The sequence below is a fragment of the Kitasatospora sp. NPDC041988 genome (assembly GCF_055588525.1).
The window spans coordinates 1-25,316 of record NZ_JBVJCO010000053.1 but is presented as its reverse complement, the minus strand read 5'-3'; the positions used below and the strand labels follow the sequence as shown (position 1 = coordinate 25,316).

Genomic DNA, 25,316 nt, shown 5'->3' with positions numbered 1-25,316 from the left:
GGCGGGCGGGGTGCCGGGCTCTGTCGGGCGGCGGTTCAGTCGAGGCCGGCGGTGTACCGGCCGGTCCGCGGGTACCAGGCGTGGTCGCCCGCCAGCCAGTCCTTCAGGCCGTCGGCGAAGGCTGCCACCACCCGGTATCCCTCCGGGCCGAACTCGTCGGCCAGCTTGGGGAGTTCCTCGCGGATGAGCCGGTCGAAGCAGTCCAGCCGGGCGTTCATCAGATCGCCCACGGTGTCGACGGCGGTCTGGAGCGGGCAGCGCAGGAAGCGCTGGAACACCGGGACGGCGTTGTTCGACTCGCCCTCCAGCTCCGTCTCCTTGCGGTAGGAGTAGAGGTCGTTGCGCAGGTCCACATTGTCGGCGAAGGCGTCGATCAGGGCCGACACGATCGGGTGTGCGAGCAGCTCCGGCGGCAGGTCCTGCCCCGCGGCGTGCAGCGGCAGCACGGTGGAGAGCGGGGTGCCGGCGGTGCGGCGGCGCATCTGGAGGTACTCGACCGGGTCGGGGATACGTCCGCGCAGGTTGTTGGCCAGCTCCCAGAGGTTGGCGGCGGCGAAGTCCAGTGCGGCGTCCCGCAGCCGGCGGCGGAGCCCGGCGGGGAGCGCGGGCGCGGAGCGGGTCCAGACGTCGGCCAGTGCGGCCTCCACCGGGTGCTGTGAGGCCGGTGCGGCGGCGGAGTCCAGTGGCATGCAGGCCGCGAGACGCGTCACGAAGCGCTGCGCGCCCGGTTCGTCGGCGGCCGCCTTGTACCGGAGGAAGTGGTCGTCGACCGCGAAGGCCCAGACGTTCCAGTCGCCGACCAGCAGCAACTCCTCGCGGGGCAGGTCCGGTTGGGTGAGCGCGGTGAACAGCGCCAGTTCGAGGAGATCGAAGCGCTCCCGGCCCCAGACGCCGTCCGGCCCGGTCAGGCCGGTCCGCCCGGCCCATTCGTCCGCGCTCTCGCGGGCCGCCTCCAGGTGCGGGTTCAGCCGGGCCGGGTAGGGCATGGCGAAGACGGGCGGGCGTGGTGGCAGGCCCGGGGCCGCGTGCGGGCGGGCCAAGGCGGCGATCGCACGCTGCGCCGAGTGGCCGAGGCCTTCGGGCAGGCCGGTGAAGACGCCGGGCAGTGCCGGAGTGTGGGTGGTCATCGCTGGTGGGACCCTTCCCCTCGGGTGATCGCCAGCCTGGCGCAGGCCCGCCCCCCGTGAAAGGCGGTATCCGTCGGTTCACCCTCCCGGGGGACGCCGCGCGCGGTTCAGACCACGGCCGGGCGGCGCAGCGGGATCTCGAAGTGGACGGTGGCGACGCCCGGGCCGTGCTCGCCGCTCGGGCGGGCGTCGTAGACCTCCTCGGCGAGGCTGCGCCAGAACGCCTCGGCACCCGCAACCGCGGTGTTGGTGTGCAGGTAGAGCCGCTCGTAGCCGCCCTCGGCGGCGGCGAACTCGCAGGCGCGGCGGACCAGTTCGCGGGCCAGGCCGTGCCGGCGGTGCTCGGCCCGGACGTACACCCGGACCAGCTGAGCGGTGCTGCCGGAGGGGTAGCGCCCGACCAGTTCGCGCGGGTGCGGCGGGTGGGCGGGGCCGGTGGAGTGCAGGGCGGTGGTGGCGACCACCTCGCCGTGATGGGCGGCGACCAGCAGGGCGTGCCGGGGGTGGTCGAGGTAGTGGCCCTGGAGGTCGACCACGTCCGCGTGCCACTCGGGGACGTAGCCGTAGCCGAACTCGCGGTAGAAGGTGTCCAGAATCAGCCGGCGCGCGCCCGGCACGTCACCCGGGAGGGCATACCTGATCTGGTAGGCGTTCTGACGATCCATCAGGGGGCTCCGCTGGTCGGGGAGGGGGTGGATGTCCGAGAGCCTACATGAAAACGACTTTCATCTGACGCTCCGGCGGGGTGCCGCTCGCAGCGTGTTGAAAATGAAAACGAATGCCGTTACCTTCTCCCTCGGCACGTCGGACCGGCCTGCCGCCGCCGTCGAGAGGGAGAACTGTGGCGCATCTGCTGGTGATCGAGAGCTGGGTCGGCTCCATGAGCGGGCTGCTGCCCCGGGCACTGGGGGAGGGCGGCCATCGCTTCACCTTCCTCACCCGCGACCTGCACCACTACTTGCGTGCCGCCCCCGCCGCCGCGACCCCGCACCCCCTGCTCGCCGCCGAGAACATCCTCACCGCCGACACCAACGACCCGGCCGTCCTCCTCCCGTACGCCGAGCGGCTGCACGAGCTGCTCGGCTTCGACGGGGTGCTCTCCTCCTGCGACTACTACCTGCCGCTGGTCGCACAGGTCGCCCACCGGCTCGGGCTGCCCGGCCCGGCTCCGGAGGCCGTCACCGCCGCCTGCCGCAAGGACCTCACCCGGCGCGCACTCGCCGGGGCCGGCGTCCCCGGGCCCGCGTACGCGCTCTGCGCCGACGGCGAGCAGGCGCTCGCCGCCGCCCGGGTGATCGGCTTCCCGCTGGTGGTCAAGCCGGTCGACCTCTGCGCCGGGATGCTGGTCCGGCAGGTCGCCGACGAGCGCGAACTGGGAGCCGCACTCCGCGCGTTGGACGCGTTCCCGGTCAACGCGCGGGGGCAGCGCCGGGCGCCCGTGGTGCTGCTGGAGGAGCTGCTGACCGGGCCCGAGGTCAGCGTCGAGACCGTCTCCGCCGACGGTGCCGTGCACGTCGTCGGAGTCACCGACAAGACCATCGACGGCGCCCCCGCCTTCATCGAGACCGGCCACATGTTCCCCGCGGCGCTCGACCCGGCCGCCGCGGCGGCCGCCGCCGACACCGCCGTCGCCGCGCTGGCCGCGCTCGGCCTGGACCAGGTCGTCGCACACACCGAGATCAAGCTCACCCCGGCCGGGCCCCGGGTGGTGGAGGTCAACCCGCGGCCGGCCGGCAACCGGATCACCGAGCTGGTCCGGCGGGTCACCGGCGTCGACCTCGCCGCCGCCTGCGTGGACGTCGCCCTCGGCCGCCGGCCCGACCTGACCGTCCACCCCACCGGGGTCGCCAGCGCCGCGATCGCCTTCCTCGTCCCCGGGCAGGGGGCGTCCGGACTGCTGGACGGCTTCGACGGCGAGGCGGCCGTCCGGCACGACCCGGCCGTGGTCGAGCTGACCCTCGCCGGGCCCGGTCGCGACGTGCGGCCCGCCACCAGCAACAACGAGTACCTCGGACACGTGATGACCGCCGACACCGCCGGCGCCGGGGCCCGCCGCGACGCCGAGCGGCTGCTCGCCGCGCTGGCGCCACGGTACGCCGGCGACGCGGCCCCCGCCGCGGACTGTCCCGCCGGTGCCGCGGTGGTCCCCGCGTGACCGCCGCCGCCCCCGGTGGCGCGAGCGCCCCGGCCACCACCTCGGTCGTCGTCCCCGCCCCGACCCCGGCCCCCGTCCCCGTCCCCGCCACCACCTTGGCCGTCGCCCCCGGCAGCGCGTTGGAGCTGATCGCCGAACAGGCCCGCGCCGGTGCGTACGGGCCCGACCCGGCCGGGCAGCGGATCGCCCTCGCCTTCACCACCACCCAGGCCGTCCGGCACGCCGGCCGAGCCCACGGGTACCGCAACGAGGTGCTCGGCCTGCGCCTCGGCGCCGCCGTCGGCTCCTGCGCCGTCGAACCCGGCGAACTGCCCGCGGACGCGCTGACCGACTGCGTCGGCGCCACCGTCGACGAGCTGCTCGGCCACCCACTCACCCCCGTCCGGGTCGCCGCCCTCGACGCCTACCTGATGCACTGCCGCCCGCACACCCCGGCCCAGGGCGCCCGGCCGGTGACCGTCCCGGCCGGCGGCTCGCTGGAGAAGTCCCGCGCCCGGGCCCGCGCCGTCGCCGGGCTGCTCCCGCTCGCCTCGGTGCGCCGGGTCCTGGTCGTCGGCGTGGTCAACTCCCTGTTGGAGCAGCTCCGGTCGCACGGAGTCGAGTACGTTCCGTGCGACCTCAAGGGCGGCGCCACCGAGTGGGGCGAGCCGGTGGAGGCCGACACCCTCGCCTACCTGGACGACTGCGACGCGATCCTCGCCTCCGGCATGACCCTCGGCAACGGCACGCTCGACCCGCTGCTCGCCCACGCCCGAGCCACCGGCAAACCGCTGGTGCTGTTCGCCCAGACCGGCAGCGCCGTCCTGCCGCGTCTGCTCGGCCACGGTGTGAGCGCCGTCAGCGCCGAGCCGTACCCGTTCTTCTGGCTCGACGGCGGCCCCACCGTGCTCCACCTGTACGGGGGAGGCCTGCGCGAGGCAGGCCCGCACGGGCGATTCCCCCACGGGCGATACCCGCACGGGGAGGGCCCGCACGGGGAGGACCTGCACGGGGGAGAGTCGCGCGGCGAGGACCAGGCGGGAGGCGGCGCCCGGTGACCGCCCTGCTCGCCTCGGCCGCCGTCGGCAACCCCGATCTGCTGCCGCTGCTCGGCCGGACCCCGCTGGCCCGGATCAGCACCCCGCTGCCGCACCCGCACCCCGGCTTCTGGGCCAAGCTGGAGGGCCTCGCCGCGGGCGGCATGAAGGCCCGTTCCGCCGTCGCCATGCTCCGCGGGGCCCACGCCCGCGGCGAACTCCGGCCCGGTGCCACCGTGGTGGAGTCCACCTCGGGCACCCTCGGCATCGGCCTGGCCTTCGCCGGACAGGCGCTCGGCCACCCGGTCGTCCTGGTCGGCGACGCCGAACTCGAACCGTCCATACGGCAGTTGCTCCGCGCGTACGGCGCCCGGCTGGAGCTGGTCGACCGGCCCGCCCGGCACGGCGGCTGGCAGGCCGCCCGGCTCGCCCGGCTGCGCGCCGTGCTGGACCAACTCCCCGGCGCCTACTGGCCGGACCAGTACAACAACCCCGACAATGCGGCCGGCTACCGGGCGATGGCCCAGGAGATGACCGGTGAACTCGACCACCTGGACGTCCTGGTGTGCAGCGTCGGCACCGGCGGCCACAGCGCCGGGCTGGCCGAACCGCTCCGGCGCCGCTGGCCGGCGCTGCGGATCATCGGCGTCGACTCGGTCGGCTCCGCCATCTTCGGCCAGCCCGCCCGCCCCCGGCTGATGCGCGGCCTCGGCAGCTCCATCCACCCGCGCAACGTCGCCCACGAGGCCTTCGACGAGATCCACTGGGTCGGCCCGGCCGAGGCGGTCGACGCCTGCCGGCGGCTGGCCCGCGGCGCCTTCGTCAGCGGCGGCTGGAGCACCGGCGCGGTCGCCCTGGTCGCCGCCTGGGCCGCCCGCGTCCACCCGGGCGCGGCCGTCGCCACGGTCTTCCCCGACGGCCCGCACCGCTACCTGGGCACCGTCTACGACGACGCGTTCTGCCACCGGCACGGCCTGGAGCCGGAGCGCGCCGCGCTGCGACCGATCGAGATCCCGTACCCGGCCGCCGTCGAGGTCTCCGGGTGGGCCCGCTGCCGCACCGGCCGGCCGGGCCACACCGACCCGGCGGAGCACCGGGCCCAACCGGACCAGGCCGACCGCCGGGGCCGCCCCGAGGAGGACCGATGAGGCTCGACGTCCGCACCGTACGGCTCCGGCTCGCCGAACCGCTGCGGATCTCCCGCTCGGTGACCGCCGAGCGCGACGCCGTCCAGCTCGCCGTCCGCCACGGCGGCCTGACCGGCCATGGCGAGGCCGTCAGCAGCGGCTACCTGCGGCTGCCCGCCGACCTGATCCGCCGCGAGGCCGACGAACTCCGGCCGGACCTCGAACGCTACCCGGACCCGGAGACCGCCCTGGTCGAACTCCAGCGCGGCGCCGCCCCGTTCAAGGAGCTGCCGGCCGGCGTGCTGGCCGCCGTCGAGGCCGCCCTGCTCGACCTGGTCGGCAAGCGGGCCGGCGCGCCCGTCCACCAACTCCTCGGCCGGCTCGCCCCGGTGGCCGCCGCGACCGCCCGCACCATCGGCATCGAGCCGCCCGCCCGCGCCGCCGTCCAGGCCGCCCTGCTCGCCGCCGCCGGCTTCCAGCTGCTCAAGATCAAGGCCGGCGCGGCCGACCCCGCCGAGGACCTCGCCCGGGTCCGGGCCGTCCGCGAAAGCGCCCCGGACGCCCGACTGCTGCTCGACCCCAACGGCGCGTGGACCGAGGACCAGGCCCACCGGCTGCTCCCGGTCTTCGCCGCGGCCGGCGTCGAGGCCGTCGAACAGCCGATCGCGCCCGGCCGCCCCGCCGTTCTGGCCGCCCTCGCCGAACGCTCCCCGATCCCGCTGATCGCCGACGAGGACGCCGTCGGCTACGAGGACGCCTGCCGGCTCGCCGGGCGGGTGCACGGCGTCAACCTCAAGCTCGCCAAGTGCGGCGGCGTCCACCAGGTGCTGCGCATCCAGGCCGCCCTGCACGGCAGCGGCACCGAACTGATGCTCGGCTGCCTCGCCGCCAGCTCGCTCGGCATCGCCCCGGCCGTGCACGTCGCCGACTTGGCCCGCTGGATCGACCTCGACGGGCACCTGCTGCTCGCCCACGACCCCTGGCAGGGCATCGGCGGCACGGACGGCACCGTCCGCACCTCGGACCGGGCCGGGCTCGGAGTCCTGCCGGTGCCGGTGGCGGGGACCGCCGGCGGAACGCGCCCCGCGCCGGCCGGAGGAGCACGCCACGCCACCGCCGGGGGAGCGGACCCCGCGCCCGGCGGCCGCACCGCACCGCACGGCCGCCCCGCACCTCATGGCCGCCCCGCGCCCGGCGGCGATCCGGCGGCCGGCCGGTGAGGATACTGCGCGCCGTACGGACCTATCCGCTGCCCGTACGGCTGCTGCTGGTCAACCAGCTCGGCGTCAACACCGGCTTCTACCTGCTCATCCCCTACCTGGCCGGCCACCTCGGCCAGGACCTCGGGCTCTCCGCTCTCGCCGTCGGCACCGTGCTCGGGCTTCGCAACCTCAGCCAGCAGGGCCTGTTCATCCTCGGCGGGTCGGCCGCCGACCGGCTCGGTGCCCGGCGCGTCATCATCGCCGGCTGCGCGCTGCGGGCCGTCGGCTTCGGGCTGTTCGCGCTCGGCGACTCGCTCGCGGTGCTGCTCGCCGCCTCGGCGCTCAGCGGGCTGGCCGGAGCCCTGTTCAACCCGGCCGTCCGCACCTACGTCGCGCACGAGGCCGCCGACCGCAAGGCCGAGGCCTTCGCCCTGTTCAACGTCTTCGCCACCACCGGGGCGCTGGCCGGACCGCTGCTCGGCAGCGTCCTGCTGCTGGTCGACTTCCGGGCCGCCGCGCTCGCCGCCGCCGGCATCTTCGCCCTGCTCACCGTCGCCCAGGCGCTGGCCCTCCCCGAGCGGCCCGTCCCGCCGCCGCCGCGAGGCGTGCTCGCCGACTGGCGCGAGGCGGCCGGTGACCGTCGGTTCCTCGCCTTCGCGCTCGCCATGGTCGGCCTGTTCGGCATGGAGAGCCAGCTCTACCTGCTGCTGCCGGACGCCGCCCGCCGCGCCACCGGCTGGGAGGGCGCCGTCAGCCTGGTCTTCCTCACCAGCACCCTCGCCAACCTCACCCTCCAACTCCGCATCACCGGCCGCCTCCAGCGGCACGGCCCGCCCGCCCGGTGGATCCCGCCCGGCCTCGCCGTCGCCGGCACCGGCTTCCTGCTCCCGCTCGCCGTCCCCGGCCTGCCGGGCGTCCTCGGCGGGGTGCTGCTGCTCCAACTCGGCCTGATGACCGCCCAGCCCTTCGTCCTCGCCCTGATCCCCGCCTTCGGCCGGCCCGGCCTCACCGGCACCTACTACGGGCTGTACTACGTGGTCTCCGGTGTCGCCGCCGCCCTCGGCAACACCGCCGTCGGCCGCGCCATGGACGGCGCCGACGCCGCGCCCTGGCTGCTCTGCACCGCCCTCGGCCTCGGCTCCGCCGCCGCCCTCGCCCGGCTGCACCGGGCCGGACACCTCCCCGCCCCCGCCCGCCCACTCCCCAGCGAGGCCCGATGAACGGCCGCAACCTGCTCACCGACACCCCCGAGCTCTACGAACTGCGCTTCCCCGACCGGGGGTTCACCGCCGCCCGGTGGGCCGATTCGGTGCTCCGCGAGTACGGCGCCGGGCCCGACCTGCTCGACCTCGGCTGCGGCACCGGCCGGGACGCCGAATGGCTGCACCGCGCCGCCGGCCGCACGGTGACCGGCCTGGACAGCTCCGAGGCGATGATCGAGCACGCCCGCGCCTGCCACCCCGGGCCCGCGTACCACGTCGGCGACATGCGCACCTTCCGGCTCCCCGGCCGCTTCGACGCCGCGCTCTGCCTGGACAGCGCGCTGCTCTACTGCCACACCAACGACGACCTCGACGCCCTGTTCGGCCGGCTCCGCCGCCACCTGCGCCCGGGCGGACTACTGGTCGCCGAGATGCGCAACGGCGCCTTCTTCCTCGGCCGCACCGAACTCCTCGACGCCCCGCGCACCGACACCGTCACCCGCGACGGCACCACCTTCACCTCGCACACCACGCTCCGGATCGACCACGCGGTCCAACTCCTGCGCCGCACCAGGATCTGGACCAGCGACGACGGCGCCCCGGCCGTCGAACAGCACTCCGCCTGGCGGCTGCTCTTCCCGCAGGAGCTGCGCTACCTGCTCGCGGCCAACGGCTTTACCGTCCTCGCCCTCTACGACCGGCCCGGCCCGCGCACCGAACCGCGCTGGGCCGACGGCGACCCGGCCGCCGACACCGTCGACGACGACCGGCTGCACCTGGTCGCCCGGCTCGACACCCTGGCAAGAAAGCGAAGTTGACCCGATGACCCGTCCGATCGCCCGACGTACCCTGCTCGCCGCCGGCGGCGCCCTCTCCACCGTGGGCCTCTCCACCCTGGGCCTCGCCGCCTGCTCCTCCGCCCCGTCCACCGGCTCCTCCGAGGCCGCCTCCGAGGCCTCCGCCGCCCCGCGATCCGGCGGCCGGCTGCGCGCCGTCTTCGCCGGGGGCGGCGCCGGTGAGACCCTCGACCCGCACCTGGTCAACCTGTTCGCCGACGCCGCCCGCGCCAAAGCCCTCTACGACAAACTCGCCGACTCCGGCTCCGACCTCGCCGCCGTCCCCCGGCTGGCGAGCGGCTGGGAACCCAACATGGCCCTGGACACCTGGACGGTCCGGCTGCGCAAGGCCGACTTCCACGACGGCCGGCCGGTCACCGCCGCCGACGTGCTCTACAGCTACCGCCGGATAGCCGACCCCAAGCGGGCGTTCCGGGCCCGTGCCTCCCTCGAACCGATCGACCTCGCCGCCAGCCGGGCCGTCGACCCGGCCACCGTCGAGTTCAGGCTCAAGCGCCCATCCGCCGAATTCCCCAACGTGCTGGCCGCGTTCGGCGCCTACATCGTCCCGGAGGGCAGCGAGGACTTCCAGCACCCCGTCGGCTCCGGCCCGTTCGCCTTCGTCTCGTTCAAGCCCGGCGGCTCGCTGCTGGTCAGGCGGTTCGACGGCTACTGGGACGGCGCCCCGCACCTGGACGAGCTGGAGATCCTGGACGCCGCCGAGGAGTCGGCCCGCGCCAACGCCCTGCTCGCCGGACAAGCCGAGTACGCCCACGAGTTGACCCCCGCCACCGCCCGCGCACAGGAGAAGGGCGGCCGGATCGGCATCGTCCGGCTGCGTAACAGCGCGATGCAGGGCTTCGTGATGAAGACCGACCGGCCGCCCTTCGACGACCCGCGGGTGCGGCAGGCGTTCTTCCTGATCGCCGACCGGCAGGAGCTGGTCGACGGCGCCCTCTCCGGCGCCGGCGAGATCGGCAACGACCTCTTCGGCAAGGGCGCCCAGTACTACCCGGCCGATCTGCCCCAGCGCACCCAGGACCTCGACCGCGCCCGCGCCCTGCTGCGCGAGGCCGGTGCGGAGGGGCTGAAGGTCATCCTCGACACCTCTCCGGTCGCGGCCGGCTTCGTGGAGGCGGCGGGCATCTTCAAGGAGCAGGCGGCCAGGGCGGGCGTCACCGTGGAGGTGAAGGTCGGCAGCAAGGACACCTACTGGAAGGACATCCTGGACGGCGGCGTGCTCGCCTCCTACCGCTCCGGCGCGCTGCCCATCGAGTCCCACATCTCCCAGCGGCTGCTCTCCGGCTCCACCACCAACGCCACCCACTGGCGCCACCCGGACTTCGACGACCTGTACACCCAGGCCCAGTCCACCGCCGACCCGGCCGCCCGCGCCGCGCTCTACGGGCGGATGCAGCGCCGGCTCCACGACGAGGGCGGCTTCCTGGTCTGGGGCTTCGCCGACTGGATCGTCGGCGTCGGGCGCCGCCTGCGCGGCGTCTCCGCGGAGGCCCCCGCCAACACCCTGGACTGGGCGCGCTTCGACAAGGTCTGGCTGGCGTGACGACCCTGCGCGGCTGGGCCGGGCGCCGACTGGTGCTCGGCGCGGCCCAGGCGGCCGCCGTCCCGGTGCTGGTCTTCCTGCTCACCGAGGCCCTGCCCGGCGACGCCGCCGTCACGATCGCCGGGGACGACCCCGACCCGGCGCGGATCGCCGCGATCCGGGCGGCCCTGCGGCTGGACCGCCCGGCCGTCGAGCGGTTCGCCGACTGGGCGGGCGGGTTGCCGCACGGCGAGCTCGGCCGCTCGCTGGTCAGCGGCCGCCCGGTGGCCGGCTACCTCGCCGACGGCCTCGGCCCGACCGTGCTGCTGGCGGCGCTCACCCTGGCGCTGCTGGTGCCGACGGCGGTCGGCCTCGGCATGCTCGCCGCCCGCCGTGAGGGCGGCCCGCTGGACCGCACCATCAGCACCGTCACCCTCGCGGTGTACGCGGTACCGGAGTTCGCGCTCGGCGTGCTGCTGACCGCGGTCTTCGCGCTGCGGCTGGGCTGGCTGCCGCCGACCGCCGTCGGCGGGCTCGGGCGGCAGCCGGCCGTCCTGGTGCTGCCGGTGGCGGTGCTGCTGGCCCGGCCGGTCTGCTCGGTCGCCCGGCTGGTCCGGGCCGGCCTGATCGAGGCGATGGCCGCCCCGTACGCCGTCCACGCCCTGCGCTGCGGCATCCCGCCCGCCCGGGTCCGGCGGGCGCACGCTCTCCCCAACGCGCTCGCCCCGGCGGTCCAGCAACTGGCCCGCACCGCCGACTGGTTGCTCTGCGGGGTGATCGTGGCGGAGGCGCTGTTCGTGATCCCGGGGCTGGGCACGGTGCTGCTGGACGCGGTGGCGGCGCGGGACGTCCCGGTGGTGCAGGGGCTGGCGGTGCTGTTCGGGGTGGTGACGGTGCTGCTCAACCTGGCCGCCGATCTGGTGGCCCGCCGGCTGGCGCCCCGGGCGGAGGTGGCGGTGTGAGGGGCCTTCCCGCGCGCGGGTACGTGCTGGGCGTCGTCCTGGTGTCCGGCCCACTGCTGTTGGCGCTGTTCGGCCCGGTGTTCGCCGGGGAGTCCGGGCCGCGCGCCGTCTCCTTCACCCTGGGGGGCGGCCACTGGCTGGGCACCGACTTCACCGGGCGGGACGTCTGGCGCCAAGTCCTGCTCGGCGGGCGGCCGGTGGTGCTCGTGGCGCTCGCCGCGACGGCGCTCGCGTACGCGCTGGCGCTGCCGCTCGCGCTGGCCGCCGCGCTCACCGGGCGGGCCTGGCTGGAGGAGCTGCTGCTGAGGCCGCTGGACGTGCTGATCGCGGTGCCCTCGCTGCTGCTCGTCCTGCTGGTCGCCACCGCCCTGCGGCCCGGTGCCGCCGGGCTGGCCGTCCTGGTGGCGGTGGCCGCCGTGCCGGACGTCGCCCGGGTGGTGCACGCCACCGCCGTGGAGGCCGCCGCCCGGCCGGTGGTCGAGGCGCTGCGGCTGCACGGCGAATCGTGGGTGCGGATCGCCTTCGGTCAGGTGGCCCGCTCGATCCGCCGGACCCTCGCCGCCGACGCCGGCACCCGCCTGGTCGGCGCGCTCTACCTGGTCAGCACCGCCGCCTTCCTCGGCGTCGGCGTGCAGCCGGACGCCGCGGACTGGGCGGTGATGGTCGACCGCAACCGGCCCGGCCTCTTCCTCCAGCCCTGGGCGGTGGTCGTCCCCGCCCTGCTGATCGCCGGCCTCTCCACCGGCACCAACCTGCTGTTCGACGCCGCCCTGCACGGTGGCGGGAAGGGAGGCCGGCGGTGACCGCCCCGGTGCTGGTGAGCGTGGACGGCCTGACGGTGAAGGCCGGCGGGCGGACCCTCGTACGGAACGTCGACCTGCGGGTGCGGGCCGGCCGGGTGACCGCCCTGGTCGGCCCGTCCGGCAGCGGCAAGACCACGACCGCGCTCGCCCTGCTCGGCGCCTACCCGCCCGGGGCCGAGGTCTCCGGCACGGTGACGGCCCCGGCCGGCCCGATCGGGTACGTCCCGCAGCACCCCGCCACCGTGCTCAACCCGGTGCGCCGGGTCGGCGTGCTGCTGCGCGACCTCGCCCGTCGGTCCGGCGCCGGCCCGCACGCCGTCCGCGACGCCTTGCACGACGCGCTGCGCGACGCCGAACTCGCGGACGTGGAGGGCGTCCTGAGACGGTTCCCGCACCAGCTCTCGGGCGGTCAGCAGCAGCGCGTGGTGCTCGCCCAGGCCTTGCTGCTCGGCGCACGGGTGATCGTCGCGGACGAGCCGACCACCGGGCAGGACGCGCTCACCAGGCAGCGGATCACCGCCCTGCTCCGCTCCCTGGCCGGGCGCGGCACCGGCATCGTGCTGCTCAGCCACGATCTGGACGTGGTGGGGGAGTTGGCCGACGAGGTGGTCGTCCTGGAGGCCGGCCGGGTGCTGCGGTCCGGCCCTCCGGCCACCGCGCTCGCGCACGCCGGTGAGCCGGCCGCCGCGCCTGCGGGAGCGCCGTCCGCCGCGCGTACCGGTGTGCCGTCCGGAGCCCCGCCCGTCGCGCCGTCCGTTCTGGCGCACCCGAAGCCGCCGGCCGGGCCGGTCCGGCTCGCCGTCACCGGCCTCACCGCCCGCCACCCCGGTGGTGCGACCGTCCTGCACGATGTCCGCCTCACGCTGCGGGCGGGGGAGTGCCTCGCCCTCGTCGGCCGCTCCGGCAGCGGCAAGACCACCCTGGGCCGCTGCCTGGCCGGCCTGCACCCGCGCCACCACGGCACCGTCCGCCTGGACGGTGCGGCGCTTCCGCGCAGCGTCCGGGCCCGCGACCGCGCCCAACTGGCCTCCGTGCAGTACGTCTTCCAGGACGTCCGGGCCGCCTTCGCCGACCACCGGCCGGTCGTGGAGCAGGTCGCCCGAGCCGCCGTCCGGCTCCGCGGCCTGCGGACGCCCCGGGCGGCCGAGGAGGCCCGCGCCCTGCTCGCCGGTCTCGGCCTCGACCCGGCCAAGGCGGCCCGCCCACCTGCGGCCCTCTCCGGCGGCGAACTGCAACGGGCCGCCCTGGCAAGGGCGTTGATCGTCCACCCGGCGGTGCTGGTCTGCGACGAGATCACCTCCGGCCTGGACGCCGCCACCCGGACGGTGATCCTGGCCCGCCTGGCGGCCCTGCGCGAACGCACCGGCCTCGCGCTGCTCTTCATCACCCACGACCTCGCCGCCGCCGGGGAGCTCGCCGACGCCGTCGCCACCATGACGGACGGCCGGTTCGAGCCCGGTTCACCCGTACTGGTGACGGAATGTCGGACCAGTGCCCTAAGGTCGCCGACATGAACACCGTGACCGACCTGCCCGCCCCCGAGGCTCTCGCCGCCCTGGTCGACGTCCTGCTCGCCGAGGACACCACCGGTGCGGACCGCGCGGACGTGGAGGAGGCGGCCCGCCGCGCCTTCGCCGACGAGCGGCCCGGCGCGCTGCCCGACCACTGGTGGCTGGCCGTCCCCGGCGCCACGTACGAGGCGGCGTTCGAGGTGCTCGGCCTGCACGACCGGATACCCGTCACCGTCCACTACGGGCTCGCCTCCCAGGAGCACGACGAGAAGTACACCCCGGAGGCGGTGCACCGGGTCTTCGTCACGCCCGAGTACGCCGGCTGGCGCCTGATCTACGCCGAGACCCCGCTGCGGGAGACCACCTGGTGGCCGCACGACGTGATCGAGCGGCTCAGCGCGGCCTGCGGCAAGGCCCAGGTCTACTACCAGGACCCATTCGCCGACTCGGTGATCTGGGCCACGGCCGAGCACGGCACCGTGCTGCGCGGCTACTGGCGTTACGGCGCCCCGGAGTGGACGGGCGACCCACTGCCCTGGGAGGAGGTGCTCACGGCGGCCGACTTCGAGGACGAGGAGGACTACGAGGACGCCTACCCCGAGCCCAACGCCTCCGATGTCCAGGGCATCGGCGAGGCCGCCGTCCACCTCTCCCTCGACCCCGCCGCGATCACCTCCGGGACTCCGGTCCGAGGCCACGGCTGGCTGGCGCTCACGGCGCCCGGCGCGGGCCACGGCGGGTTCGGGGAGGCCCCGCGGCTCTGAGGCGTACCGTCGGCCATCCGCCGTCTCCCCCCTGCGCGCCGTGCCTCGCCCGGGTCGGGTCCGCGGCCTAGGCTGAAGGCGCCCGGGCGGCCGGTCGGCCGCGGGAGTCGGGAGGGGCCCGGCGGCCGGGTGTCGAGGAGGTGCGCGATGGGCAGCGGCGAGACCGTCAGGGTGCGCTGTGTGGCGGCCGTTCCGTGCTGGGTGAGCCTGATGGCGCGCGATCTCGACGCGGCGAAGGCGTTCTACGGGCCGCTGCTGGGCTGGGAGTTCGAGCCCGGGCCGGACCGCTTCGGACCGTATGTGCACGCGGTGGCCGGGGGCGAGGCGGTGGCCGGTCTGGGTGTGGCGAGCGGCGGCTGGGCCATGCCGGTGGCGTGGACGGCGTACTTCGGCACGGAGAGTGCGGATGCCGCCGCCGACGCCGTCCGCGAGCGCGGTGCGACCCTCGCGGTGGGCCCGCTGGCCTTCGACGCCGGGCGGATGGCGTTCGCCGCCGATCCGGCCGGCGCGGTGTTCGGCATCTGGGAGGGTCCGTTGGGCCGGGCCCGGAAGCTGGACCTGCTGGGCGCGCCGGTCTGGATCGAGCTGCGCACGCCGGACCCGTTCGCGGCGGCGCTCTTCTACGGCGAGGTGTTCCGCTGGGACGGCCGCGACCCCGAGCACTTCGAGGTGCGGTGGGAGCACGACCGGGTGGTGCTGCGGGCCGAGGGCCACAGCGTCGCCGCCCTTGCCAGGGAGCAGGCGGGCGGCCCGGCGGGCATGCCGCCGCACTGGGAGGTGTCGTTCTCGGTGGCGGACACCGACGCGGCGCTGGCCCGGGCCGAGGAGCTGGGCGGTGCCGCGGTCGGCCCGGCCTTCGACTCGCCGTACGGGCGGGTCGCGCGCCTCCAGGACCGCGAGGGCGGGCGCTTCGCGGTGATCAGCCCGAAGGGCTGAGGCCCCGGGCCCGCTACGGCCCGGCCTCGGCGACCGCCTCGCGATCGGCCCGCAGCCGGTCCCCGAGCGCGGCGCGGGCGCCGGCCGGCAGGGCCTTCCGCGCGGCGGGGAAGACCTGCTCCTCCTCCGTGGCCAGGTGCCGCCGGACGAGGTCGGCCAGCCCCTCGTAGAGCGTGCCGAAGGCGGGGTCGCCGGGGTCGACACCCTGCAGGTCGGAGAGGTACTGGCCGATCGCCAGGTGCTCGTGGATGCTCGTGAACACCAGGGTCCCGCCGTCCGGCACGTCGTGCTGGACGACCGGGAAGAGGTGCTCCTCCTCGGCGGCGCAGTGGCTGAACAGCAGGTCGGTGAGCTGTCCGACCAGCTCCGCGCGCCCGGGCCCGCCCTGCGGTGCGTCGTCGATCCGGGTGAGCAGCTCCGTCACCGCCCGGTGGTCGGCGGTGAACTCGCCGAGGATGTCCGGCCTGCGGCTCATGGCACGCCCGCCTCTCGTCCGGTGCTGCCCCCCGACATCTCCAGTATCCGGCGTCGCCTGCGCGTACCGGCCGGGTGCGAGAGATCACCGCAGGTCAGGGCCGCTTTCCTCGGATCCGCATTCCTCGGATCGGCATCCCGCGGGGGGAGCTGCCGGCGCCGTCAGAGCCGGTCGCGGCGCCCGGTGAGGGCGAGCAGCCGGGTCTGCGGGCTCGCGTCGTCCGGCACCGGCAGCGGCGGGTCGAACAGCCCGCTGCCGGAGAGGTCCCCGTAGCCGGCGAACTCGCCGAGCGCGAACTCGACCAGTCCGGCCGGCAGCCGGGTGCGGCGGCGGATCCCCTCGGCGAGGTCCCAGGTGTGCACGACGGCGTCGGTGGTGAGCTGGTCCAGGTAGTACTGGCCGGAGACGTCGCCGAAGGAGAGGTGGACGGTCAGCTCGGTGGCGCCGGACACCTCGAACGCCGCGCGGGCGGCGTCGGCGGCGGCCGTCCAGGCGGCGGCCGGGTCGGGGCCGAGCACGTCGCCGTCGAAGCGGGTGCCGACCTCGGAGATCGTCGAGCCCATGAGCAGCTCGGGTACCCAGAGCTGCTCGCCGGTGAGGTGGTTGACCAGGTCGCGGACGGACCAGTCGGCGCACGGCGTCGGCGCGTCCCACTGGTCGGGCGTGACCAGCCGGACGCGGTCGCCGAACGCGGCCAGCGCCTCGGCGTAGGGCGTGCCGGGCTCGGCGGCCCGCCGGTGTTCCCTGCGATGAGCCATGCCTCCACCCTGCCCCCGCCTCCTGCCGCCCGCGACTCGCCGACGCGCGGGCGGCGTCGGCTCGGTCGTGTTGTTCAAATTCGAACTTCCGGGGTACGGTCGAGAAGCGGCCGGTTCGAATTTGAACGACAGCACCACCTCCCGGCTGCCCGTACCCACCCTCCCTTGCTCTGACCGACCCCGATCGATGGAGACGCGCATGCCGAGCGCCAGCCCGAGCACGACCGCCCCCACCACCACCGTCCTCCCGGGCCGGGTGACCCCCGACCCCGCGACGACCTCCCCGCACGCCTATGACGCAGGCCTGCTCCTGCTGCGCCTCGCCCTCGGCCTGACCATGGCCGCGCACGGCAGCCAGAAGCTCTTCGGCTGGTTCGGCGGCGGCGGAATCGACGGCACCGGTCAGTTCTTCACCATGAGCGGCTACCCGGCCGGCAACACGATGGCCGTGGTCGCGGGCCTGACCGAGACCTTCGGCGGTCTGGCCCTGGCCGTCGGCCTGCTGACCCCGCTGGCCGGCGCCGCGATCCTCGGCACCATGGTCAACGCGCTCGCCGTCACCTGGGGCGGCGGCTTCTTCGCCCCCAAGGGCAGCGAGTACGAGCTGCTGCTCACCGCCGGTGCCGCCGCGCTCGCCCTGACCGGGCCCGGCCGCTACGCGGTGGACCGCTTCCTGCCGGTGCTGCGCGCCCACCGCCTGGCGTACGGCGCGGCCGCCGTCGTGGTCGGCCTGGTGACCGCCGGTGCCATCCTGATGCTGCGTAACTGACCTGCGGGCCCAACGGGTTGGCGGCGGAAGCCGTCTGCATCCGGTCGGGGCGCGGGGTTTGAGAGGGGCTGCCGGTCGTCCGACCGGCAGCCCCTTCGCGTATGCGTGTGCCGCGTCCGGCGGTCCGTGGCCCGGCGGGGAAGGTCGGTGTCGGATGGTCAGTGTCCGGGGGCTTCCCACCGTCATGTGATGTGTGCCATGGTACATGTCACACTCCCCACCGTGTGCCGGCCGGAGCCGCCTGTGCGGCGCCGTCGCAACGGTCCTCACCCTCGTACGGTCGCGCCCCCAACGCGGCCGCAGAAGGCCCGGAGGCCCCCCACGTGAGAACCGCACGCCCCCTGTCGCAAATACCCCAGCTTGCCCGACTGTTGACGATCGCCCTGGCGCTCTTCCTGGCGGTCGGCCTGTTCGCCCCGCGCAGCCAGGCCGCCCCCGTCCCGGCCTCGCCGCAGTCCGGCGGCGCGACGCCCGCCGCCCCCACGGACCCGGGTCCGCAGCCCGCCCTCGGCGCCACCCCGGACGACCACGGCCGGAACCAGCCGGTTCCGGCCCGCGACCGGGCCCCGCTCTCGGCCACCGCGCCCACCGATGACCCGGCGTCCGGAAACTCGGCGAAGTCCGCCAAGTCCGCGGCGCAGCAGGCCCCCAGTGCCACCGGCAGTGCAACCGCCGCGGCCTGCAACATCGGTGACTTCACCAGCCGCACCGGCAGCGCGCTCGTCCAGCAGATCAAGTCGGTGGACCTCGGCTGCGTCAACCAGCTCTTCAGCCTCACCGGCACCGACGCCAACAAGGCGTTCCGCGAGGCCCAGATGGTCACGGTGGCCGACGCCCTGCGCGACGCCGCCGCGAGCTACCCGGGCAACAACACCACCTCCGTCGGCCAGTTGGTGCTCTACCTGCGCGCCGGCTACTTCGTGCAGTGGTACCACCCCGCCGACGTGGGCACCTACGGCACCACCCTGCAGACCTCGATCCGCGGCGCATTGGACACGTTCTTCGCCAACTCGCACTCCCGCGACGTCACTTCGGACAACGCGGGCACCCTCGGCGAGGCCGTCACCCTGATCGACAGCGCGCAGGAGAACGCCCGCTACCTCTACGTGGTCAAGCGCATGCTGGCCGACTACAACAGTGCCACCCACAACCCGGCCGGCATGGGGAACGCGCTCAACGGCGTCTTCACCGTGCTCTGGCGCGGCCACCAGAACCCCGCCTTCGTGTCCGCCGTGCAGGCCGACCCGAGCGTGCTGGACTCGCTGTACAACTTCGCCACCGCCAACAACGCCCAACTCGGCGGCGACTACACCTTCCTGGTCTACAACGCCGCCCGCGAGCTGGGCCGCTTCGTCCAGTACGCCCCCCTGCAGGCCAAGGACCGGCCGCTGATGAAGGGCCTGGCCGACCAGTCCTCGGTCGCCGGCCGGACCGCCTACCAGTGGTCCGCCATCGCCGAGATGGCCGACTCGTACGACGCCGGCAACTGCTCGTACTACGGCACCTGTGACGCCGCCAACCGGCTCAAGGCGGCCAACCTGACGGTCAACCACACCTGCAGCCCGAGCATCCGGATCCTCGCCCAGGCTCTGGACGCGACCCAGCTGAACACTGCTTGCACCAGCCTGACCGGCCAGGACGCCTTCTTCCACGGGGTGACCAAGGACAACGGCCCGGTCGCCAACGACAAGAACACCACGATCGAGGTCGTGGTCTTCCACACCCGGTTCGACTACGGCGTGTTCGCCGCGATGATCTACGGCATCAACACCAACAACGGCGGCATGTACCTGGAGGGCAACCCGGCCACCGCCGGCAACCAGCCGCGCTTCCTCGCCTACGAGGCCGAGTGGGTGCGCCCGGACTTCCAGATCTGGAACCTCAACCACGAGTACACCCACTACCTCGACGGCCGGTTCGACATGTTCGGCGACTTCAACGCCGGCATGGTGACGCCGACCGTCTGGTGGGTCGAGGGCTTCGCCGAGTACGTCTCCTACTCCTACCGCAAGGTGTCGTACGACGCGGCGATCGACGCCGCCGGCCGCCACACCTACAGCCTGAGCACCCTCTTCGACACCACCTACGACAACAGCGACACCGAGCGGGTCTACCGCTGGGGCTACCTGGCCGTGCGCTACATGCTGGAGCAGCACCGCGCGGACATGGACGCCGTCCTCGCCAAGTACCGCGCCGGCGACTGGAACGGTGCCCGCACGTACCTGACCTCCACCATCGGCACCCGCTACAACGCCGACTTCGACACCTGGCTGACCGCCTGCGCCGGCGGCGCCTGCGGCAACACCACCAACCCGCCCGGCAACCAGGCCCCCAAGGCGGCCTTCACCACCGCCGTCGGCGAGCTGGCCGTGACCTTCGTCGACCGCTCGACCGACCCGGACGGCACCATCGCCTCCCGCGCCTGGGACTTCGGGGACGGCACCACCTCCACCGCCGCCAACCCGACCAAGTGGTACACCGCGCCCGGCACCTACACCGTCCGGCTCACCGTGACCGACAACAAGGGCGCCACCGCGAGCACCAGCCAGAGCGTCACCGTCGCCCGGCTGCCGGAGTGCTCGGGCGCCGACACCCGCCAGCTCGACAAGAACTGCCGGCGCAGCAACGTGGCGGCGACCACCGGCAACTACGCCCACTTCTACCTGTACGTCCCGGCCGGGACGAAGCAGCTGAAGGTCAGCAGCACCGGCGGCACCGGCAACGCCGACCTCTACTACAATGCGAGCAGCTGGGCGTACACCAACGCGTACACCGCCCGCTCCACCAACCAGAGCAACAACACCGAGACCCTGACCGTCACCGATCCGCCCGCCGGCTACCTGTACTTCAGCCTCTACGCGGAGCAGGGCTTCAACGGGGTGAACATCAAGGCCGAGTACTAGACGCGCCTGTGGCACACCTGTGAGCGGGCACCCCGGCGGAGCGCACCCAGCGCCCCGCCGGGGTGTTCCCCTTTCCCCGCCTCTCTCCGTGGGCTGGTAGGCCCGCGGCGCCCTACGCGCCGATCCGGACCAGCGCCAGCGTGATGTTGTCCGGGCCGCCCGCCTCGATCGCGGCCTTCCAGAGCTCGAACGCGGCCCGCCCGTCGGCCCGTTCGACGTCCTCGTAGGTCCGCGCCAGCAGTGCGGACAGCTCCTCCTCGGTGACCGGGTCGGTCAGCCCGTCGCTGCACACCAGGTACCGGTCGCCGACCGCCAGCGGGGCGCTGCGCACATGCGGCTCGACGAAGGTCAGGCCGAGCGAGCCGCCGAGCGTCTGGGTGACCAGTGAGGTGGTGCGCCGTCCGGGCGCCGGCGGCGGGCTGTCGTCCACGCTGACCCGGCGCAGCCCGTCCCCGTCGATCCGGTAGACCCGGCTGTCGCCCACGTTGAAGACCACCGCCTGCTCGGGGAGCAGCACCACGCCGGCCACCGTCGTGCCCATCGCGGCCAGCTCCGGGTCGCCGGCGGCCGCCGCGAACACGGCCCGGTTGCAGGACTGGAGCGCCTCCCGGACGGCCTCCTCGTCGTCCAGCGCGGGCCCGGCCGCCGCCAGCTCCCGCGCGACCAGCGCGCTGGCCACCTCGCCGCCGGGGTGCCCGCCGAGGCCGTCCGCCACCGCGACCACACAGGGCAGGCCGAGCGGGAAGAGCAGGGTCTGCGGGTTGCTGGTCACGGTCGCACAGAGGGTCCACGGCCCGATCGTCAGGCTGTCCTCGTTGTGCTCCCGCACCAGGCCCTCGTGGCTCAGCGCGCTCACCGAGATGTAGGCCGCCATCGGCTCGCCGCCCTTCGGAGTCCCGGGCCGGCCGTCCTTGCCCTCCCATTGTCGCGCGCCCCGGCCCGCCGCCCGGGGCTTGCGCCGACCGGTCCCGGAGCCACGGTGCCGCCGAGGCCGTCGCCGCGGGCGGTGCTCGGGGAATATCGCCGGAGCGGCCGGTGCTAAGGTGGTTGAAACTTTGACGATCGGATCCCGAAGCCGGGATTCACCTGGAGTGTGGTGAGCAGCATGCAGTTCGGAATCTTCACCGTCGGCGACGTCACCCCCGACCCCACGACCGGCCGCACCCCGACCGAGCACGAGCGGATCAAGGCGATGGTGGCCATCGCCCGCAAGGCCGAGGAGGTCGGCCTGGACGTCTTCGCGACCGGCGAGCACCACAACCCGCCGTTCGTACCGTCCTCGCCGACGACCATGCTCGGCTACATAGCCGCGCAGACCGAGCGCATCATCCTCTCCACCTCGACCACGCTGATCACCACCAACGACCCGGTGAAGATCGCCGAGGACTTCGCGATGCTCCAGCACCTCGCCGAGGGCCGGGTGGACGTCATGATGGGCCGCGGCAACACCGGCCCGGTGTACCCGTGGTTCGGCAAGGACATCCGCCAGGGCATCCCGCTCGCCGTCGAGAACTACGCGCTGCTGCACCAGCTGTGGCGCGAGGACGTGGTGGACTGGTCCGGCCGCTTCCGCACCCCGCTGCAGTCCTTCACCTCCACCCCGCGCCCGCTGGACGGCGTCCCGCCGTTCGTCTGGCACGGCTCGATCCGCAGTCCGGAGATCGCCGAGCAGGCCGCCTACTACGGGGACGGCTTCTTCGCGAACAACATCTTCTGGCCCAAGGGGCACTTCCAGAAGCTGATCGAGCTCTACCGCTCCCGCTACGCCCACTACGGCCACGGCACGCCCGAGCAGGCGTACGTCGGCCTCGGCGGGCAGGTGTTCATGCGGAGGAACTCGCAGGACGCGGTGCGCGAGTTCCGTCCGTACTTCGACAACGCGCCGGTGTACGGGCACGGGCCCTCGCTGGAGGAGTTCACCGAGCAGACCCCGCTCACCGTGGGCAGCCCGCAGGAGGTCATCGAGAAGACGCTGACCTTCCGCGAGTCCTTCGGCGACTACCAGCGCCAGCTGTTCCTGATGGACCACGCGGGCCTGCCGTTGAAGACCGTGCTGGAACAGCTGGACCTGCTCGGCGAGGAGGTCGTGCCCGTGCTGCGGGCCGAGTTCGCCAAGGGCCGGCCGGCCGACGTCCCGGAGGGGCCGACGCACGCCGCCCGGGTCGCGGCCGAACTCGCCGCCCGGCGGCAGGAGGAGACGACGGAGGTGGCCAAGTGAGCACGTACCGGCTGGCGGTGGTCAGCGCAGGGCTGAGCAAGCCGTCCTCGACGCGGCTGCTGGCCGACCGGCTCGCCGAGGCGACGGTCCGTCAGCTCGGCCTGGCGGGCGGATCGGTGGAGGTCACGGTGATCGAGCTCCGTGACCTCGCCACCGACATCGCGCACAACTTCGTGACCGGGTTCCCGGGCAAGGCGCTGCGCGAGGCCATCGAGACGGTGACCCACGCGGACGGCCTGATCGCCGTGACGCCGATCTTCACCGCCTCGTACAGCGGCCTGTTCAAGTCCTTCTTCGACGTGATCGACCACGACGCCCTGGCCGGCAAGCCGGTGCTGATCGCCGCCACCGGCGGCACCCCGCGGCATTCGCTCGCCCTGGAACACGCCGTCCGGCCGCTCTTCGGCTACCTGCGGTCGGTCGTCGTCCCCACCGCGGTGTACGCGGCCACCGACGACTGGGGCGCGACGGGGGACGGGCACACCGACGGCCTGCCGGGCCGGATCGACCGCGCGGCGGGCGAGCTGGCCGCCCTGCTGGCCGGCCGCGGCCCGGCGGCACCCGAACTGCCGGAGCAGGTCGTGCCGTTCGCCGAGCAGCTGGCGGCCCTGCGGGCCTGACGGCCGCCGGTGACGGACAGAAGGGGCGGGCCCACGGGCCCGCCCCTTCGGCGTTCCTGCCCTGGCCCTGGCCTGGCCCTGCCCCTGCTCCTGCCTCCGTCTACGCCTACGCCTCGCCCGAATGTCCGCTCTGGGGTGTAATCGTACGCATGATCAGATTTACCCAGGTCCGTTCTGCCCCGCCCTCCCGGGAGTCCTGAGGTGGAGTCCGCCGTGCCGCCCGAGCCCGCACCCCAGCCGCAGGCCGTCCTCACCCCGCTCACCAGTGCCGCGATCTTCCTCGTCCTCACCGTCGACCCCGGCGGCGAGCAGGCCGTCCGCGACCTGCTGCCCGACCTGGCAGGCCTGCGCCGCGCGGTCGGTTTCCGGGCGCCGGAGGGCGGGCTGACCTGCGTCACCGGCATCGGCTCCGACGCCTGGGACCGCCTGTTCGCCGGTCCCCGCCCCGCCGAACTCCACCCCTTCCACGAGGTGGCCGGCGCCCGCCACCGCGCCCCGGCCACCCCCGGCGACCTGCTGCTCCACCTGCGGGCCGCCCGGATGGACCTCTGCTTCGAACTGGCCGGCGAACTCACCCGGCGTCTTGCCGGCGCCGCCACCGTGGTCGACGCCGCCCACGGCTTCCGTTACTTCGACGACCGCGACCTGCTCGGCTTCGTGGACGGCACCGAGAACCCCGAGGGCCGGGCGGCGGCCGCCGCCGTCACCGTCGGCGCGGAGGACGGGGAGTTCGCAGGCGGCAGCTACGTCATCGTGCAGAAGTACCTGCACGATCTCGCCGCCTGGAACGCCCTGCCGGTCGAGCAGCAGGAGCGGGCGGTCGGCCGCACCAAGCTCGGCGACATCGAGCTGGCCGACGCCGTCAAGCCGCCCGACTCGCACGTCGCCCTCACCGGCGTCACCGGCCCGGACGGGAAGGAGCGGCAGATCATGCGCTTCAACATGCCGTTCGGCTCCTTCGAGGGGGCGGGGGAGGCCGGGACGTACTTCATCGGCTACGCGCGCACCCCCGAGGTGACCGAGGAGATGCTGCGCAACATGTTCGTCGGCCGGCCGCCGGGCAGCCACGACCGGCTGCTCGACTTCTCCACCGCGGTCACCGGGTCGCTCTACTTCGTCCCGACCGCCGACTTCCTGGACGACCCGCCGCCCGCGCCGCCCTCCTTCGCCGATGCCACCGTCTCCGCCGATGCCACCGTCTCCGCCGATGCCACCGTCTCCGTGCCCGATGGCTCGCTCGCCATCGGCAGTCTGAAGAGGACCCCCGCCCGATGAGCAACCTGCACCGCGACCTGGCCCCCGTCTCCGCCGACGCCTGGGCGGAGATCGAGGAGGAGGCCCGGCAGACCTTCAAGCTCCACATCGCCGGCCGCCGCGTGGTCGACCTGCACGGCCCCGACGGCGCCACCCTCGCCGCCGTCGGCACCGGCCACCTCACCGGCATCGCCCCGCCTGCCGACGGCGTCCTCGCGCACACCCGCGAGGCCCAGCCGCTGGTCGAGCTCCGCGTCCCCTTCACCGTCGGCCGCGCCGCCGTGGACGACGTCGAACGCGGCTCCCGCGACTCCGACTGGCAGCCCGTCAAGGACGCCGCCCGCACCCTCGCGCTCGCCGAGGACCGCGCGGTCTTCGAGGGCTACCGGGCCGCCGGCATCGAGGGCATCCGGGCCGGCGCCACCAACCCGCCCATCGCGCTCCCAGCCGACGTCCGCGACTACCCCACCACCGTGAGCCAGGCCCTCACCGCCCTGCGCCTGGCCGGTGTCGGCGGCCCCTACTCGCTCCTCCTCGGCGCCGACCCCTTCACCGCCGTCAGTGAGACCAGCGACCACGGCTACCCCGTCGCCGCCCACATCGCCCGCCTCCTCGACGGCGAGATCATCTGGGCCCCGGCCATCCAGGGCGCCTACCTGCTCTCCGCTCGAGGCGGCGACTTCGAACTCTTCCTCGGCCAGGACGTCTCGGTCGGCTACCTCTCGCACGACGCCGACTCCGTCTCCCTCTACCTCCAGGAGTCGATGACCTTCCGCCTCTACACCGGCGAGGCCGCCGTCGCCCTGGGCGGCCAGGGGCGGTGATCGGCCGAAGGGTACTGAGTTCCTTTACGCGGGGTACTGAGTGCCGTATTGTCTCGGTTGAGCCTCTGACGCCAGTCGAAGAGAGCCGACACGGCTTGCCGGTCCAGGTCGCGCTTGCTGCGCGCAGGCCGCACCCTGGCCGGACTTGGCACTCAGTACCCTTGGCATGAACTGAGGCCATGGATCCAGTGCACCCGTCATCAGGAGAACCGCTCATGAGCTTGAGGATCGTTGTCTGTGTGAAGTACGTGCCGGACGCGACGGGTGACCGTCGTTTCGCGGACGACCACACCACCGACCGGGAGGGCGTG

23 protein-coding genes and 1 pseudogene are annotated in these 25,316 nt (G+C 74.4%); 19 read left to right on the top strand and 5 right to left on the bottom strand.

From position 1 onward, the window contains the following. Positions 1–35: 35 nt before the first annotated feature. Together ACZ6NC_RS35475 and ACZ6NC_RS35470 are read right to left on the bottom strand one after the other, a co-directional pair. The gene (locus tag ACZ6NC_RS35475) at positions 36–1,127 is read right to left on the bottom strand and encodes a terpene synthase family protein (protein WP_465737988.1); all 1,092 of its coding nucleotides are present in this window, start codon (positions 1,125–1,127) and stop codon (positions 36–38) included. Between the two features lie 107 nt (positions 1,128–1,234). Then, on the bottom strand, positions 1,235–1,792 hold the full coding sequence (locus ACZ6NC_RS35470) for a GNAT family N-acetyltransferase (protein WP_465737987.1): 558 nt from the start codon (positions 1,790–1,792) through the stop codon (positions 1,235–1,237). 176 nt (positions 1,793–1,968) lie between these two features. Here ACZ6NC_RS35470 and ACZ6NC_RS35465 point away from each other — a divergent pair, with 176 nt between their 5' ends. The 12 genes from ACZ6NC_RS35465 (at position 1,969) to ACZ6NC_RS35410 (ending at position 15,184) form a co-directional block, all read left to right on the top strand. Beyond that, the gene (locus ACZ6NC_RS35465; RefSeq protein WP_465737986.1) at positions 1,969–3,282 is read left to right on the top strand and encodes an ATP-grasp domain-containing protein; all 1,314 of its coding nucleotides are present in this window, start codon (positions 1,969–1,971) and stop codon (positions 3,280–3,282) included. Positions 3,283–3,377: 95 nt separating this feature from the next. Continuing rightward, entirely contained in the window at positions 3,378–4,319 is a 942-nt protein-coding gene (locus ACZ6NC_RS35460) for a Rossmann-like domain-containing protein (RefSeq protein ID WP_465738037.1), read from the top strand. Continuing rightward, positions 4,316–5,446: a PLP-dependent cysteine synthase family protein gene (locus ACZ6NC_RS35455; RefSeq protein WP_465737985.1), complete on the top strand. Its 1,131-nt coding sequence runs from the start codon at positions 4,316–4,318 to the stop codon at positions 5,444–5,446. Before ACZ6NC_RS35460 ends, ACZ6NC_RS35455 begins: the two co-directional genes overlap by 4 nt. Then, positions 5,443–6,645 (top strand): enolase C-terminal domain-like protein, encoded by a 1,203-nt coding sequence (locus ACZ6NC_RS35450; RefSeq protein WP_465737984.1) that lies wholly within the window; start codon positions 5,443–5,445, stop codon positions 6,643–6,645. The genes ACZ6NC_RS35455 and ACZ6NC_RS35450 overlap by 4 nt, the downstream gene beginning before the upstream one ends. Then, the gene (locus ACZ6NC_RS35445; protein WP_465737983.1) at positions 6,642–7,847 is read left to right on the top strand and encodes an MFS transporter; all 1,206 of its coding nucleotides are present in this window, start codon (positions 6,642–6,644) and stop codon (positions 7,845–7,847) included. Before ACZ6NC_RS35450 ends, ACZ6NC_RS35445 begins: the two co-directional genes overlap by 4 nt. Continuing rightward, a complete protein-coding gene (locus ACZ6NC_RS35440) occupies positions 7,844–8,647 on the top strand; it encodes a class I SAM-dependent methyltransferase (protein ID WP_465737982.1) in 804 nt (267 codons plus the stop codon). Before ACZ6NC_RS35445 ends, ACZ6NC_RS35440 begins: the two co-directional genes overlap by 4 nt. Before the next feature lie 4 nt (positions 8,648–8,651). After that, on the top strand, positions 8,652–10,229 hold the full coding sequence (locus ACZ6NC_RS35435; RefSeq protein ID WP_465737981.1) for an ABC transporter substrate-binding protein: 1,578 nt from the start codon (positions 8,652–8,654) through the stop codon (positions 10,227–10,229). Further along, a complete protein-coding gene (locus ACZ6NC_RS35430) occupies positions 10,226–11,170 on the top strand; it encodes an ABC transporter permease (RefSeq protein WP_465737980.1) in 945 nt (314 codons plus the stop codon). The genes ACZ6NC_RS35435 and ACZ6NC_RS35430 overlap by 4 nt, the downstream gene beginning before the upstream one ends. Beyond that, entirely contained in the window at positions 11,167–11,973 is an 807-nt protein-coding gene (locus tag ACZ6NC_RS35425) for an ABC transporter permease subunit (RefSeq protein WP_465737979.1), read from the top strand. The genes ACZ6NC_RS35430 and ACZ6NC_RS35425 overlap by 4 nt, the downstream gene beginning before the upstream one ends. Then, positions 11,970–13,487: an ABC transporter ATP-binding protein gene (locus ACZ6NC_RS35420; RefSeq protein ID WP_465737978.1), complete on the top strand. Its 1,518-nt coding sequence runs from the start codon at positions 11,970–11,972 to the stop codon at positions 13,485–13,487. Before ACZ6NC_RS35425 ends, ACZ6NC_RS35420 begins: the two co-directional genes overlap by 4 nt. Then, positions 13,484–14,248 (top strand): hypothetical protein, encoded by a 765-nt coding sequence (locus ACZ6NC_RS35415; RefSeq protein ID WP_465737977.1) that lies wholly within the window; start codon positions 13,484–13,486, stop codon positions 14,246–14,248. Before ACZ6NC_RS35420 ends, ACZ6NC_RS35415 begins: the two co-directional genes overlap by 4 nt. Positions 14,249–14,395: 147 nt before the next feature. Beyond that, positions 14,396–15,184 carry a VOC family protein gene (locus tag ACZ6NC_RS35410; RefSeq protein WP_465737976.1) on the top strand — a complete coding sequence of 263 codons (789 nt, stop codon included), beginning with the start codon at positions 14,396–14,398 and terminating at the stop codon, positions 15,182–15,184. Positions 15,185–15,197: 13 nt separating this feature from the next. Here ACZ6NC_RS35410 and ACZ6NC_RS35405 read toward each other — a convergent pair whose 3' ends face one another. After that, positions 15,198–15,659 carry a hemerythrin domain-containing protein gene (locus tag ACZ6NC_RS35405; RefSeq protein ID WP_465737975.1) on the bottom strand — a complete coding sequence of 154 codons (462 nt, stop codon included), beginning with the start codon at positions 15,657–15,659 and terminating at the stop codon, positions 15,198–15,200. A gap of 161 nt (positions 15,660–15,820) precedes the next feature. After that, positions 15,821–16,417 (bottom strand): TIGR03086 family metal-binding protein, encoded by a 597-nt coding sequence (locus ACZ6NC_RS35400; protein WP_465737974.1) that lies wholly within the window; start codon positions 16,415–16,417, stop codon positions 15,821–15,823. Between the two features lie 199 nt (positions 16,418–16,616). Between ACZ6NC_RS35400 and ACZ6NC_RS35395 the strand changes: the two genes are divergently transcribed. After that, on the top strand, positions 16,617–17,186 hold the full coding sequence (locus ACZ6NC_RS35395) for a DoxX family protein (RefSeq protein ID WP_465737973.1): 570 nt from the start codon (positions 16,617–16,619) through the stop codon (positions 17,184–17,186). A 368-nt stretch (positions 17,187–17,554) separates the two neighbouring features. Further along, positions 17,555–20,089: a collagenase gene (locus ACZ6NC_RS35390; RefSeq protein WP_465738036.1), complete on the top strand. Its 2,535-nt coding sequence runs from the start codon at positions 17,555–17,557 to the stop codon at positions 20,087–20,089. Positions 20,090–20,201: 112 nt separating this feature from the next. On the opposite strand, the gene ACZ6NC_RS35385 is transcribed toward ACZ6NC_RS35390, so the two are convergent. Next, positions 20,202–20,963 carry a PP2C family protein-serine/threonine phosphatase gene (locus tag ACZ6NC_RS35385; protein ID WP_465737972.1) on the bottom strand — a complete coding sequence of 254 codons (762 nt, stop codon included), beginning with the start codon at positions 20,961–20,963 and terminating at the stop codon, positions 20,202–20,204. 231 nt (positions 20,964–21,194) lie between these two features. Between ACZ6NC_RS35385 and ACZ6NC_RS35380 the strand changes: the two genes are divergently transcribed. The 5 genes and pseudogenes from ACZ6NC_RS35380 to ACZ6NC_RS35360 form a co-directional block, all read left to right on the top strand. Beyond that, complete coding sequence (locus ACZ6NC_RS35380; protein WP_465737971.1) at positions 21,195–22,307, top strand: LLM class flavin-dependent oxidoreductase; 1,113 nt, start codon at positions 21,195–21,197, stop codon at positions 22,305–22,307. Next, positions 22,304–22,927 carry an FMN reductase gene (locus ACZ6NC_RS35375; RefSeq protein ID WP_465737970.1) on the top strand — a complete coding sequence of 208 codons (624 nt, stop codon included), beginning with the start codon at positions 22,304–22,306 and terminating at the stop codon, positions 22,925–22,927. Before ACZ6NC_RS35380 ends, ACZ6NC_RS35375 begins: the two co-directional genes overlap by 4 nt. 201 nt (positions 22,928–23,128) lie before the next feature. Further along, entirely contained in the window at positions 23,129–24,202 is a 1,074-nt protein-coding gene (locus ACZ6NC_RS35370; RefSeq protein ID WP_465737969.1) for a Dyp-type peroxidase, read from the top strand. Continuing rightward, the gene (locus ACZ6NC_RS35365) at positions 24,199–25,005 is read left to right on the top strand and encodes a family 1 encapsulin nanocompartment shell protein (protein WP_465737968.1); all 807 of its coding nucleotides are present in this window, start codon (positions 24,199–24,201) and stop codon (positions 25,003–25,005) included. The genes ACZ6NC_RS35370 and ACZ6NC_RS35365 overlap by 4 nt, the downstream gene beginning before the upstream one ends. A 215-nt stretch (positions 25,006–25,220) precedes the next feature. Next, positions 25,221–25,316 (top strand): annotated as a pseudogene (locus ACZ6NC_RS35360) (electron transfer flavoprotein subunit beta); the annotation flags it as partial.